At 55.9% G+C, this 13,154-nt stretch carries 12 protein-coding genes; 9 read left to right on the forward strand and 3 right to left on the reverse strand.

Annotated features, from left to right (window positions below):
- Nucleotides 1-113: 113 nt before the first annotated feature.
- The 3 genes from xylA to yiaA all read left to right on the forward strand — a co-directional run bounded on the left by xylA (nt 114) and on the right by yiaA (nt 3,617).
- Nucleotides 114-1,436, forward strand: a complete 1,323-nt coding sequence (xylA, locus tag ACOKCT_RS18750; protein WP_114316199.1) for a xylose isomerase — start codon at nt 114-116, stop codon at nt 1,434-1,436.
- Nucleotides 1,437-1,537: 101 nt separating this feature from the next.
- Nucleotides 1,538-2,992 (forward strand): xylulokinase, encoded by a 1,455-nt coding sequence (gene xylB / locus ACOKCT_RS18755; protein WP_159340397.1) that lies wholly within the window; start codon nt 1,538-1,540, stop codon nt 2,990-2,992.
- A 202-nt stretch (nt 2,993-3,194) separates the two neighbouring features.
- The gene (gene yiaA, locus ACOKCT_RS18760) at nt 3,195-3,617 is read left to right on the forward strand and encodes an inner membrane protein YiaA (protein WP_371816480.1); all 423 of its coding nucleotides are present in this window, start codon (nt 3,195-3,197) and stop codon (nt 3,615-3,617) included.
- Nucleotides 3,618-3,697: 80 nt separating this feature from the next.
- Here the strand turns inward: yiaA and ACOKCT_RS18765 are convergent, their stop codons facing one another.
- On the reverse strand, nt 3,698-4,693 hold the full coding sequence (locus ACOKCT_RS18765; protein WP_263950078.1) for an acyltransferase: 996 nt from the start codon (nt 4,691-4,693) through the stop codon (nt 3,698-3,700).
- Nucleotides 4,694-4,876: 183 nt separating this feature from the next.
- On the opposite strand from ACOKCT_RS18765, the gene ACOKCT_RS18770 reads away from it, so the two are divergent.
- The 4 genes from ACOKCT_RS18770 (at nt 4,877) to ACOKCT_RS18785 (ending at nt 10,188) form a co-directional block, all read left to right on the forward strand.
- Complete coding sequence (locus ACOKCT_RS18770) at nt 4,877-5,179, forward strand: YsaB family lipoprotein (RefSeq protein ID WP_103177773.1); 303 nt, start codon at nt 4,877-4,879, stop codon at nt 5,177-5,179.
- 159 nt (nt 5,180-5,338) lie between these two features.
- On the forward strand, nt 5,339-6,250 hold the full coding sequence (gene glyQ / locus ACOKCT_RS18775) for a glycine--tRNA ligase subunit alpha (protein WP_003860141.1): 912 nt from the start codon (nt 5,339-5,341) through the stop codon (nt 6,248-6,250).
- A gap of 9 nt (nt 6,251-6,259) precedes the next feature.
- Nucleotides 6,260-8,329, forward strand: a complete 2,070-nt coding sequence (gene glyS, locus ACOKCT_RS18780) for a glycine--tRNA ligase subunit beta (protein ID WP_159340394.1) — start codon at nt 6,260-6,262, stop codon at nt 8,327-8,329.
- Between the two features lie 239 nt (nt 8,330-8,568).
- A complete protein-coding gene (locus tag ACOKCT_RS18785) occupies nt 8,569-10,188 on the forward strand; it encodes an ABC-F family ATP-binding cassette domain-containing protein (protein WP_420193773.1) in 1,620 nt (539 codons plus the stop codon).
- A gap of 41 nt (nt 10,189-10,229) precedes the next feature.
- Here ACOKCT_RS18785 and ACOKCT_RS18790 read toward each other — a convergent pair whose 3' ends face one another.
- Nucleotides 10,230-10,520: an HTH-type transcriptional regulator gene (locus tag ACOKCT_RS18790; protein ID WP_103177777.1), complete on the reverse strand. Its 291-nt coding sequence runs from the start codon at nt 10,518-10,520 to the stop codon at nt 10,230-10,232.
- Nucleotides 10,521-10,852: 332 nt separating this feature from the next.
- Between ACOKCT_RS18790 and ACOKCT_RS18795 the strand changes: the two genes are divergently transcribed.
- Together ACOKCT_RS18795 and cspE are read left to right on the forward strand one after the other, a co-directional pair.
- Nucleotides 10,853-11,563 carry a DUF3053 domain-containing protein gene (locus ACOKCT_RS18795; protein ID WP_103177778.1) on the forward strand — a complete coding sequence of 237 codons (711 nt, stop codon included), beginning with the start codon at nt 10,853-10,855 and terminating at the stop codon, nt 11,561-11,563.
- 348 nt (nt 11,564-11,911) lie between these two features.
- Nucleotides 11,912-12,124 carry an RNA chaperone/antiterminator CspA gene (gene cspE, locus ACOKCT_RS18800; RefSeq protein WP_032615822.1) on the forward strand — a complete coding sequence of 71 codons (213 nt, stop codon included), beginning with the start codon at nt 11,912-11,914 and terminating at the stop codon, nt 12,122-12,124.
- Between the two features lie 54 nt (nt 12,125-12,178).
- Here cspE and ghrB read toward each other — a convergent pair whose 3' ends face one another.
- The gene (gene ghrB / locus ACOKCT_RS18805) at nt 12,179-13,153 is read right to left on the reverse strand and encodes a glyoxylate/hydroxypyruvate reductase GhrB (protein ID WP_214421489.1); all 975 of its coding nucleotides are present in this window, start codon (nt 13,151-13,153) and stop codon (nt 12,179-12,181) included.
- Between the last annotated feature and the right edge of the window lies 1 nt (nt 13,154).

The raw sequence follows: 13,154 nt of genomic DNA on the forward strand, positions 1-13,154 counted from the left end.
TTGTGCATTCTCTCAATAGCAGTGTGAAATAACGTAATTGAGCAACCTGCGATCCCTATTCAGTATTACTCCAGTATCAACTCTTTGCTGTATCCCTGATTATGGAGCTCACTATGCAAGCTTATTTCGATCAACTCGATCGCGTTCGTTATGAAGGTCCGAAATCCTCAAATCCTTTAGCGTTTCGTCATTACAACCCGGACGAGCTGGTGCTGGGTAAGCGCATGGAAGATCACCTGCGTTTCGCTGCCTGCTACTGGCACACCTTCTGCTGGAACGGTGCCGATATGTTTGGCGTGGGCTCATTCGATCGTCCGTGGCAGCAGCCAGGTGAAGCGCTGGAGCTGGCAAAACGCAAAGCGGATGTCGCCTTTGAGTTCTTCCACAAGCTGAATGTCCCTTATTACTGCTTCCACGATGTGGACGTTTCACCGGAAGGCGCTTCGCTGAAAGAGTATCTGAATAACTTTGCGCAGATGGTCGATGTGCTGGCCGAAAAACAGCAGCAGAGCGGCGTGAAGCTGCTGTGGGGCACCGCCAACTGCTTTACCCATCCACGCTATGGCGCAGGCGCTGCCACCAACCCGGACCCGGAAGTCTTCAGCTGGGCGGCCACGCAGGTGGTGACGGCGATGAATGCCACCCATAAGCTGGGCGGGGAAAACTATGTGCTGTGGGGCGGACGTGAAGGCTACGAAACGCTGCTCAATACTGACTTACGTCAGGAGCGCGAGCAAATTGGCCGCTTCATGCAGATGGTGGTCGAGCATAAACACAAAATCGGCTTCCAGGGTACGCTGCTGATTGAGCCAAAACCGCAGGAGCCGACCAAGCACCAGTATGACTACGACGTGGCGACGGTGTATGGCTTCCTGAAGCAGTTCGGGCTGGAAAAAGAGATCAAGGTGAATATCGAAGCCAACCACGCGACGCTGGCGGGTCACTCGTTCCATCACGAGATCGCCTCCGCTATCGCGCTGGGCATTTTCGGCTCCGTAGATGCCAACCGCGGCGATCCGCAGCTCGGCTGGGATACCGACCAGTTCCCGGTCAGCGTGGAAGAAAACGCGCTGGTGATGTACGAAATTATCAAAGCGGGTGGCTTCACCACCGGCGGCCTGAACTTTGACGCCAAAGTGCGCCGTCAGAGCACCGATAAATACGATCTCTTCTATGGTCATATCGGGGCGATGGATACCATGGCGCTGTCGTTGAAAGTGGCTGCCCGCATGATTGAAGATGGCGAGCTGGATAAGCGCGTGGCGAAACGCTACGGCGGCTGGAACAGTGAGCTGGGTCAGCAAATTTTGAAAGGCCAGTTATCACTGACCGAACTGGCGAAGTACGCTGAACAGCATAACCTTGCGCCGCAGCACCAGAGCGGTCATCAGGAACTGCTGGAAAATCTGGTGAATCATTATCTGTTTGATAAGTAACCGGGTATTGCCGGGCAGCGCGACGCTTGTCCGGCTTACGGTTAGCCCAGGCCCGGAACCGCTGCAAGCGTCCGGGCATTTCTGTTAAAGGAGTCACCGCAATGTATATCGGGATCGATCTTGGCACATCGGGTGTGAAAGCCATTCTGTTAAATGAACAGGGCGACGTGCTGGCAACGCAAACAGAAAAACTGCACGTTTCACGGCCACACCCGCTCTGGTCTGAACAGGATCCTGAAGCCTGGTGGCTGGCCACGGATCGCGCCCTGAAAGCGCTTGGCGAGCAACACTCTCTGCGCGAGGTAAAAGCGCTGGGCATTGCCGGACAGATGCATGGCGCCACGCTGCTGGATAAGGATAACCGCGTTTTGCGCCCGGCGATTTTATGGAACGATGGCCGCTGCGGTGAAGAGTGCGCCCTGCTGGAAGAACGTGTCCCGGCCTCGCGGGAGATCACCGGCAACCTGATGATGCCGGGCTTTACCGCCCCGAAACTGCTGTGGGTGCAGCGCCATGAACCCGAAATTTTTAGCCAGGTAGCGAAGGTACTGCTGCCGAAAGATTATCTGCGGTTGCGCATGACCGGAGAGTACGCCAGCGATATGTCCGATGCCGCTGGCACCATGTGGCTCGACGTGGCAAAGCGTGACTGGAGCGAGACGATGCTCGACGCCTGCCATCTCACCCGCGACCATATGCCAGCGCTGTTTGAAGGCTGTGAGCAGACGGGCACGCTGCTGCCGTCGGTGGCGCAGCAGTGGAATATGCCGGCCGTTCCGGTCGTGGCGGGGGGCGGGGATAACGCCGCCGGCGCGGTTGGCGTGGGCATGGCCGATGCCGGGCAGGCGATGCTGTCGCTGGGCACCTCCGGCGTTTATTTCGCCGTGAGCGACGGCTACCGCAGTAACCCTGACAGCGCGGTGCACAGTTTCTGCCATGCGCTGCCGGGCAAATGGCATCTGATGTCGGTGATGCTCAGTGCGGCGTCCTGCCTGGACTGGGCGGCGAAACTGACCGGATTAGAGAGCGTGCCGGCCCTGCTCGATGCCGCGCAGCAGGCAAATGAAAACGCCGATACCGTCTGGTTCCTGCCCTATCTGTCCGGCGAGCGCACGCCGCATAACAACCCCCAGGCGAAAGGGGTGTTCTTTGGCTTAACCCATCAACACGGCCCGGCTGAGCTGGCGCGAGCGGTGCTGGAAGGGGTGGGCTATGCGCTGGCCGATGGGATGGATGTGGTGCATGAGTGCGGGTTACAACCATCCAGCATTACGCTGATTGGCGGGGGAGCGCGTAGCCCTTACTGGCGCCAGATGCTGGCGGATATCAGCGGGCAACAGCTCGATTACCGTACCGGTGGGGATGTCGGGCCTGCGCTGGGTGCGGCGCGGCTGGCGCAAATTGCAATGAATCCGGGCAAGCCGCTGGCGTCGCTGTTGCCACAGCTGGCGCTTGAACAGCAGCACACCCCGGACCCCGATCGTCATGCCCGCTATGCCGGGCGTCGCGACGTGTTCCGCAAAATCTATCAGCAGCTTCTGCCACTGATGTCGTGATACAGCGCCGGGTAGCGGCTTCGCCTAACCCGGCCTATCCATCTCTATATTTTAAATAATTGATTCTAAATAATTATTTATTTGTATGGTTTTTTTCCGAATTCATACTTCTCCGTGTCCTTCATTGCAGTGGATCGCAAGACTTCATCCATAATGCCTTGTTCAGTTCCCTGGTGAGGTTTACGTGAAAATGGAAAGAGACGTGACAAATAGCTCCCCTGCTTTTAATGCCGTATCCTGGCTTGCGCTTCTTGGTGGGATCATTAGTTATCTGGTTGGTTTATGGAATGCAGATATGCAGCTCAATGAGAAAGGGTATTACTTTGCGGTCATTATCCTTGGCTTGTTTTCTGCAGCCTCTTATCAGAAAACCGTTCGTGACAAATATGAAGGGATCCCGACGACGTCGCTCTACTATATGACGTGCCTTACGGCATTCATTATCGCCGTCGCGCTTTTAGTGGTGGGTTTGTGGAATGCCACTCTGTTGCTAAGCGAGAAGGGCTTTTATGGTCTTGCGTTCTTCTTAAGCTTATTTGGTGCGGTGGCCGTGCAAAAAAACGTGCGGGACAGTGCGGTGCAGACTTCGTCTGATACGATCGCAGAAGAGAAAGAGATCGCCTGATACAGCGCCCGGTGGCGCTTCGTTTGCACAGCCTTGCTTGCCCGGCAAGCGAAGCGCCGCCGGGCAAACAAGCCGCACACTCAGCTCACAAACCTGCGCGTATCAATGCGCTGTAGCAGCATCGACAGCAACAGGCTGACCGCCACCGTTATGGAGAAGATCCAGACGATATCCAGAAGCGGCCAGCTTTTTAACTCCACGCCACGGGTGCGCAGAGCGTGGATCACCAGCGCGTGAAAACCGTAGATCCCAAGCGAGTTCCGTGAAATTAACCCCAGCAGCGGCAGGGGGCGCGCATTGAGCGTGTTTTTCACCAGGGTAAATAACGAAACCGCGCAGATAAAGACCATCGGGCCGCAGTAGAGATACCAGGTATCGGCGAAGGTGCCACGCCACTGCAGTTCATGCAGCGTACCGCGGGAGATTATCGCCACCGCGGCAATAAACAGGGCGGCGCACAGGGCATTCAGCCAGCGTTTGCGGGTATCCATCATACCCAGGGCGCGGCCCAGCATGCCGTACAGCACGTAATAGAAGGTGTCGCCGTTGATATAGAGATTGATGGGCAGCCATTCAAACCCGCCCATTTTTTGCGAGACCGTATTGGGGTTCGCCACGATGCCAATCACGACCATCAGCGCCAGCAGCATTTTGCCGCTCGTGCTTTTCACCTGCACCAGCGGGGAGAGCAGATAAATCACGATAATGGCAAAGAAAAACCACAGGTGATAGAAGACCGGCTTTTGCAGCAGGTATTTCAGCGACAGCTCGCTGTTGATCGAGGTAAAGAGCACGATATAAAGGAACGCCACGGTGCTGTAAAACAGCAGGCACAGACCGATGCGTAAAAAGTGGCGCGGTTGCGCGCTGCGTTCGCCAAAAAAGAGATAGCCGGAGATCATAAAAAAGAGCGGCACGCTCACCCGCGAGGCGGAGTTGAGCACGTTGGCGATATCCCAGTTTATAAGACTGACGGCGGGGGCGTTGGTGATATACCAGGTGGTGGTATGGATCATCACCACCATCAAACAGGCGATTCCCCGCAAATTATCAATCCAGTTAATTTTTTCCTGCATCCATCCCTCTGTTTACACATTAAAAAGAGTCTGACTGTGATATTGATTCAGACGCTCGTTGGAAAATTCTGAGTTTGCATAGTCCTGCTTGTGCCGGGGCGGTGAGATTCGCAGAATGCCGGGCCATAATCTATAAAGTTTAGAGTTTAAAAATAACAGCCACAGCAGAGGGCGGTAATATAAATGATGATGCGTGCGATATGGCTTTTGCTACCCGCGCTACTGGCCAGCTGCGCGGCTCAGGAGACCACCCCGGCGCAAAAAGCGCAAACCCAAAAAGTCAGCCCGGAGCGTTCCCTGGATATGGAACAGCTGTGTAAGGATCGGGCGGCCCAGCGCTACAATACCGGCGCGCAAAAAATCGACGTCACCGCCTTTGAGCAGTTTCAGGGCAGCTATGAGATGCAGGGCTTCACTGCCCGCAATGAGAGTTTCATCTGTTCTTTTGACGCAGATGGCCATTTTTTACACCTTTCGATGCGTTGAGATAGTCGCTTAATGTGGTGGCTGCGTCAGCAGGGCGCTGTCAGCTATGCTTATTTCCCAATTTTCCCTAAACAACCCCGTTTCGTACTGTATATCTTGCACTCAGCGGGTATACTGAACCCTTCCATTTAAAACCACACGTATCCAGCACGAAATACTATGCAAAAGTTTGATACTAAGACCTTCCAGGGCCTGATCCTGACCTTACAGGATTACTGGGCTCGCCAGGGCTGCACCATTGTTCAACCTTTGGACATGGAAGTGGGCGCCGGCACTTCACACCCGATGACCAGCCTGCGTGCACTGGGGCCAGAGCCGATGGCTACCGCCTATGTACAGCCATCCCGCCGCCCGACCGATGGTCGCTACGGTGAAAACCCGAACCGTTTACAGCATTACTATCAGTTCCAGGTGGTGATTAAGCCATCGCCAGACAACATTCAGGAACTGTATCTCGGGTCGCTGAAAGAGCTGGGTATGGATCCGACCATTCATGACATTCGTTTCGTGGAAGATAACTGGGAAAACCCGACGCTGGGTGCCTGGGGTCTGGGTTGGGAAGTGTGGCTGAACGGAATGGAAGTGACGCAGTTCACCTACTTCCAGCAGGTTGGCGGTCTGGAATGTAAACCGATTACGGGTGAAATCACCTACGGTCTGGAACGTCTGGCCATGTATATTCAGGGCGTAGACAGCGTTTACGACCTGGTCTGGAGCGACGGCCCGCTGGGTAAAACCACCTACGGCGACGTGTTCCATCAGAACGAAGTGGAACAATCCACCTATAACTTTGAATACGCGGACGTGGACTTCCTGTTCACCTGCTTCGAGCAGTATGAGAAAGAAGCCCAGCAGCTGCTGGCGCTGGAGACTCCGCTGCCGCTGCCTGCCTACGAGCGTATTCTGAAGGCCGCCCACAGCTTCAACCTGCTGGACGCCCGTAAAGCGATCTCCGTGACTGAACGTCAGCGCTACATTCTGCGCATTCGTACCCTGACCAAAGCCGTTGCAGAAGCTTACTATGCGTCCCGTGAAGCCCTTGGCTTCCCGATGTGCAACCGAAACAAATAAGAGGCGGCCATGTCTGAGAAAACTTTCCTGGTGGAAATCGGCACCGAAGAGCTGCCACCAAAAGCCCTGCGCAGCCTGGCTGAATCTTTCGCTGCGAACGTGACTGCCGAGCTGGATAACGCTGGCCTGGCACACGGTAAAATTGAGTGGTTTGCTGCCCCGCGTCGTCTGGCGCTGAAAGTGGCTAACCTGGCGGCGTCTCAGCCCGATCGCGAAGTTGAAAAGCGCGGCCCGGCGATTGCCCAGGCGTTCGACGCTGAAGGTAAACCAAGCAAAGCGGCAGAAGGCTGGGCGCGTGGTTGCGGGATTACCGTTGACCAGGCCGAGCGTCTGACCACCGACAAAGGCGAATGGCTGCTCTATCGCGCCCATGTGAAAGGCGAGAGCGCAGAAGCGCTGCTGCCGAACATGATTGCCACCTCGCTGGCGAAGCTGCCGATTCCAAAACTGATGCGCTGGGGAGCAAGTGACGTGCACTTCGTGCGTCCGGTTCACACCGTGACTCTGCTGCTGGGCGATACCGTTATTCCTGCCACCATTCTGGGCGTCGCGTCCGATCGCGTGATCCGCGGCCACCGCTTTATGGGCGAGCCGGAGTTCACCATCGACAACGCCGATCAGTACCCGGAAATCCTGCTGGAACGCGGTAAAGTCATTGCTGACTACGAACAGCGTAAAGCCAAAATTAAAGCCGATGCGGAAGAAGCGGCCCGCCAGATTGGCGGTAAAGCCGATCTGAGCGACAGCCTGCTGGAAGAAGTGACCTCTCTGGTGGAATGGCCGGTTGTGCTGACCGCGAAGTTCGAAGAGAAGTTCCTCGCGGTTCCGGCGGAAGCGCTGGTTCACACCATGAAAGGTGACCAGAAGTACTTCCCGGTCTATGCCAACGACGGCAAGCTGCTGCCGAACTTCATCTTCGTGGCGAACATCGAATCGAAAGATCCGGTGCAGATCATCTCCGGTAACGAGAAAGTGGTTCGTCCACGTCTGGCGGATGCGGAGTTCTTCTTCAATACCGACCGTAAAAAGCGTCTGGAAGATCACCTCCCACGCCTGCAAACCGTGCTGTTCCAGCAGCAGCTGGGTACCCTGCGCGACAAGACCGACCGTATCGCAGAGCTGGCCGGCTGGATCGCCCGTGAAATCGGTGCCGACGTTAACCACGCTACCCGCGCCGGTCTGCTCTCCAAGTGCGACCTGATGACCAACATGGTGTTTGAATTTACTGACACCCAGGGCGTGATGGGCATGCACTACGCGCGTCACGATGGCGAAGCGGAAGATGTGGCCGTGGCCCTGAACGAGCAGTATCAGCCGCGCTTTGCCGGTGACGATCTGCCGTCCAACCCGGTAGCCTGTGCCGTGGCGATTGCCGACAAGATGGACACCCTGGCGGGTATCTTCGGTATCGGGCAGCATCCGAAAGGGGATAAAGACCCGTTTGCGCTGCGTCGTGCTGCGTTGGGCGTGCTGCGTATCATCGTTGAGAAGAACCTGAACCTCGATCTGCAGACCCTGACGGAAGAAGCGGTGCGTCTGTACGGCGACAAGCTGACCAACGCCAACGTAGTGGATGACGTGATCGACTTTATGCTGGGCCGTTTCCGCGCCTGGTATCAGGACGAAGGCTATAGCGTGGACACTATTCAGGCGGTGCTGGCGCGTCGTCCGACCCGTCCGGCCGATTTCGATGCCCGTATGAAGGCGGTCTCCCACTTCCGTAGCCTGGAAGCGGCATCTGCCCTGGCGGCGGCCAACAAGCGTGTCTCCAACATCCTGGCGAAGTCCGATGAAAAGCTGAACGAGCGTGTGAACGCCGCGACGCTGAAAGAGCCGGAAGAGATCGCCCTGGCGATGCAGGTTGTGGTGCTGCGCGACAAGCTGGAGCCAGTCTTCGCAGAAGGTCGCTACCAGGAAGCGCTGGTGGAACTGGCCGAACTGCGTGATGTTATCGACGCCTTCTTCGAGAAAGTGATGGTCAACGTAGAGGATAAAGATCTGCGTATTAACCGTCTCTCTATGCTCGAAAAACTGCGCGAGCTATTCCTGCGCGTGGCGGATATCTCGCTGCTGCAGTAAGGGCTTTTGCCCGGCGGCGCTACGCTTGCTAAAAAAACCCGCTTCGGCGGGTTTTTTTATGGCGTGCCGTTGAAAATTTAACCTTGAAACCCTGAACAAAAACCCGCTATCCTGTCCCCGGTTACTTTTTTCCCTCTGGAGCGCCCCCCAAAAATGAACAAACACGACTGATGAATTTCGATCCTTGCTAAACGCCACCGCGTCGGCAGGGGATGTTTTGATTTCATTCAGGAGTGCTTATGGCTCATTTTGCGCAATCCCCTTCTTTTATTTTGCATCAGGTCACCTGCCAGTTTCCGACAGGCGATACCCTTTTTGGCCCGCTGAATCTCTCGCTGGAGCCATCCCTGTGCGCGCTGGTTGGCCGTAACGGCAGCGGCAAGACCCGTCTTCTGCGCCTGCTGGCCGGGCTGGACGTGCCTGCCAGCGGCCATATCGAACGTTTCGGCACGCACCGCTATGTGGCGCAACAGCACGATATTTCCCCCCACACCACGCTGGCTCAGCTGCTTGGCTATGAAGGCCTTTTCGCGGCCCGCAGGCGTATCGACAGTGGTGATTATCTGCCTGAGGATCTGGAGCGTCTCGACGGTTACTGGGATTTAACGGAACGACTGAGCGAGGCGTTTATCGGCGCCGGGCTTGCGCCGTTTGATCCCGACAGGCTGGCCGCTGAACTGAGCGGCGGCGAGCGGGTTCGCGCTCTGCTGTGCGGCGCGTTTACGGCGAATGCGGACTCTCTGCTACTGGACGAACCCACCAACCACCTCGACAGGCAGGGGCGGGCGTGGTTTTACGAGCAACTTGCCCGGCATGCCGGTTGCGTGCTGGTCGCTTCACACGATCGTGAGCTGCTGGCACAGGTGCCGCGCATACTGGAACTCAGCGCGTCGGGGTTACACAGCTACGGTGGCAATTACGCGGACTATCAGCGCCAGCGGAATGCGGAGCAGCAGGCCGCCCGCGCGGCACTGGAGCATGCAACCACCGAGCGCAAACGCACCCGCGCCCGTCTACAAAAGGAGCATGATGACAGCCTGCGCCGGTCGGCGAAAACCCTGCGCACGGTGGATAGTCTTAATATCGCCTCGTTTGAGCGCGTTAAGTATAAAGGGGCAGCAAAGGAGCGTCCGGGCGCGTGGCGCAAACAGCATCATGAGCAACAGGATGCGATGAACGCGGCGGTCACTCAGGCGCGGGAGCGGGTGGAAGAGGAAAATCCGGTGATGTTTACCCTGCCAGGCAGCCAGATTGCGGAGGGGAAACAGGTGCTAGTGCTGGAGGATCTGGTGCTGCCGCACATCACGATGGCGCCGCTTAACTGGCGCATGGATGGGCCGATGCGGGTGGCGTTGCGGGGGCCGAATGGCTGCGGGAAATCCACCTTGCTGAAAGCCATCCTCGGCCAGTGCCAGCCTGTTTCGGGACATTGCCGGACGTCGGTCACGGTGGCATATCTCGACCAGCACTTATCGCAGCTGGATCTGACGCAATCCGTTATCTCCCACCTCAATTTGCATAACACGCCGCTGGAGGAGGGGATACTCCGCAGCCGTCTGGCCCAGCTGCAGCTGGGCGCCGATCGGGTGACGCTCCCGCTTTCAGCGCTCAGCGGCGGCGAACGCTTAAAAGCGGCGCTGGCCTGCGTGCTGTGGCGGGAAGAGGCGACGCAGCTCTTGCTGCTCGATGAACCGACTAACCATCTGGATCTGGCCTCGACACGTGCTATCGAGGCGGCGCTGGCAGGCTTTACAGGCGCACTGCTGGTGGTATCGCATGACGACGTTTTTCTGGATGGGCTGAAGCTGACCCATGAACTGGCGTGGCTGAACGGAGAGTGGCGTGGTAAAAGGCGGTGATAGAAACAGAAACCCCCGCAAATGCGGGGGCTAAAATATAACTATTCAGTCAACTGCTTGCGGAGTGCCGGGTTAGCCTGAATCAGGCTCATCAGCTTCAGCTCGGTCATGGAGGGCTTCACTCTTTTTGATTCCCACTCTTGAACCATCGCTACGCTGACACCCATTGCTCGTGCGAAATCATCGGTTTTCATCCCTGTCCCTTTGCGTAAGCGCTCAAATTCCGTAAAGGGGTTGGACTTTTGCGAACGGGTAACCGTCTGCGGTGCATCCTTAAAAACAATCTGTTCCAGACTGCTTAGCAGATCAAACATAGGATCTTTTAATTCCATTGAGAACTCCTCATAAATCACACTGCGGGATCGTGAACATTAGAGAGCAATTTAAGAATAGTCGCTAAAACTGAGAACAGATCGTAACGTGCGTGATTAATTGTTAGAGATACGTTTCGCTGGCTCGCTTTGCGAACCGACTGAGTATGCTAATGACTTGATTATTCTGTAGCGCCATAGCATCAGGTATTTTTTTGTAAATGGTAAGAATTTATATGGCAATAGTCGTTTTACATGAAAAGGGTATCTTGCGGGCCTGACCTGGACTATTCTGTCACCGTTGGGCACGCGTGTGCCGGTGTGCGCTTTTTTGGGTGAAAGGAGTAATAACAATGGCGACAGGAAAGCCCTGCTCTCGCTGGTTTGCGCCGCTTGCGGCGTTGTTAATGATAGTTAGCCTGAGTGGGTGTTTCGATAAGGAAGGGGATCAGCGCAAAGCGTTTATCGACTTCCTGCAAAATACTGCGATGCGTAGTGGCGAGCGTTTGCCAACGCTGACTGCGGATCAGAAAAAACAGTTTGGTCCCTTCGTTTCTGACTATGCCATTTTGTATGGTTATTCACAGCAGGTGAACCAGGCGATGGACGCCGGACTGCGTCCGGTGGTGGATAGCGTGAATGCAATTCGCGTACCGCAGGATTACGTGACCCAGCGCGAACCGCTGAGCCAGTCAAACGGCGCACTGGGTGTGCTGGGCCAGCAGCTGCAGAACGCCAAAATGCAGGCCGATGGCGCGCGCTCTGCGCTGAAGCAGGGCGAAGATCTCAAGCCTGTGTTCGACAAAGTGTATGAAAAAGTGGTGACCAAACCTGCCGAAGCTCTGCAGCCGCTTATTCCAGCAGCCCAGATCTTTACACAGCAGCTGGTGCAGGTAGCAGATTATATTTCCCAGCAGGGCACCCAGGTGAGCTTTGTCTCCAACGGCATTCAGTTCCCGACCTCGCAGCAGGCCAGCCAGTACAATGCGCTGATTGGGCCGCTGGCCGCGCAGCATCAGGCGTTCAGCCAGGCGTGGAGCGCGGCGATGGCCGCAACGGAATAACGTCTGAAAACGTACTCGCATTTTGCCAGGCCATGCTGCGTTTAGCTGGCCTACAAATCTGTAGGCCCGTGCAAGCGAAGCGCCGCCGGGCGCATTCCAGAATAAAAAACCCCGCTGCAAAGCGGGGTTTTTTATCTTCTCTGAAAATAAAGCTTGTCTTTGATCCGCGAACTATGTCTTAATACACCTCGTCGGTTTGTTACACAGACCTAGAGCAGTTTAGTTAAGCAGTCCAGATGCGTTATCTTAGATACCCTTCGTAGTGACCCTTCCTTCATCGCTTAAAAATCTGTAACACATTCCATCATCGCGCCGGAAGGCAAAACAAATTTTTAAAAGGTAATATCTATGTCTGGTAAAATGACTGGTCTGGTAAAATGGTTCAACGCTGATAAAGGTTTCGGCTTCATCACTCCTGACGATGGCTCTAAAGACGTGTTCGTACACTTCTCTGCTATCCAGAACGATGGCTACAAATCTCTGGACGAAGGTCAGAAAGTTTCCTTCACCATCGAAAGCGGCGCTAAAGGCCCAGCAGCTGGTAACGTTGTAAGCCTGTAAGCTTACAACTCAGCGCAAGAATTTAAAAACCCGCCTCTGGCGGGTTTTTTTCGTTTAAGGCTTAACTTGTGGATTGACGCAGTTTTTATCCACCTTGCCCTGCAGGGCGTCGATCAGGTTTTCCACCGCACAGGCCGCCATGTTATAGCGCGTTTCGTGGGTGGCGGAGCCAATATGCGGCAGCGCGACCACGTTTGGCATTGTCAGCAGTTCCGAGCTGACCGATAGCGGCTCCTGCTCAAATACGTCCAGCCCCGCGGCGTGGATCTCACCGTTTTTCAACGCTGCAATCAGCGCCTGTTCATCCACTACCGGTCCGCGTCCTGCATTAATAAAGATGGCGGATTTCTTCATCTTCTCAAACTGCGCTTTGCCGAACATATGGTGAGTTTCATCGGTCAGCGGCAGGATCAGGCAGACAAAGTCCGCTTCCTGCAACAGGGTATCCAGGTCACAGGGGCGGGCGTTAAAGCGTTCTTCAGCCTCTTTATGCTGGCGGCGCGCGTTATACAAAATCGGCATGTTGAAACCGAAGTGGGCGCGCTGGGCCAGCGCCATGCCGATGCGGCCCATCCCGACAATGCCCAGCGTTTTGCCATGCACATCGACACCAAACCAGTCCGGACCGATGCTTTTGGTCCACTCGCCGGCTTTAACGCGCTCGGCCACTTCCACCACGCGACGCGCGCTGCTGAGCACCAGCGCCATCAGCGTATCCGCCACGGTTTCGGTGAGTACGGTTGGCGTGTGCATCAGCAGGATGTTGCGGGCATTCAGCGCATCGACGTCAAAGTTGTCATAGCCTACCGAGATGGTCGAGGTTGCACGCAGCGCAGGCATTTTTTCCAGCAGCGCGGCATCCACCTTTTCGCTGGAGCCCAGCAGCCCGACGGCACCCGCGAACGCCTCAGCATGCTGCTGTACCGTCTCCGGGCTCAGGTTGTTAACCCGGGTAACGGTGAAATGCTCTTCAAGGCGCTGCTGCAGGGCATCAGGCAGGGCTTTATACAAAATGATGGACGGCTTCATG

This window comes from Leclercia sp. M-A074-M (assembly GCF_965195605.1).
Classification (GTDB): domain Bacteria; phylum Pseudomonadota; class Gammaproteobacteria; order Enterobacterales; family Enterobacteriaceae; genus Enterobacter.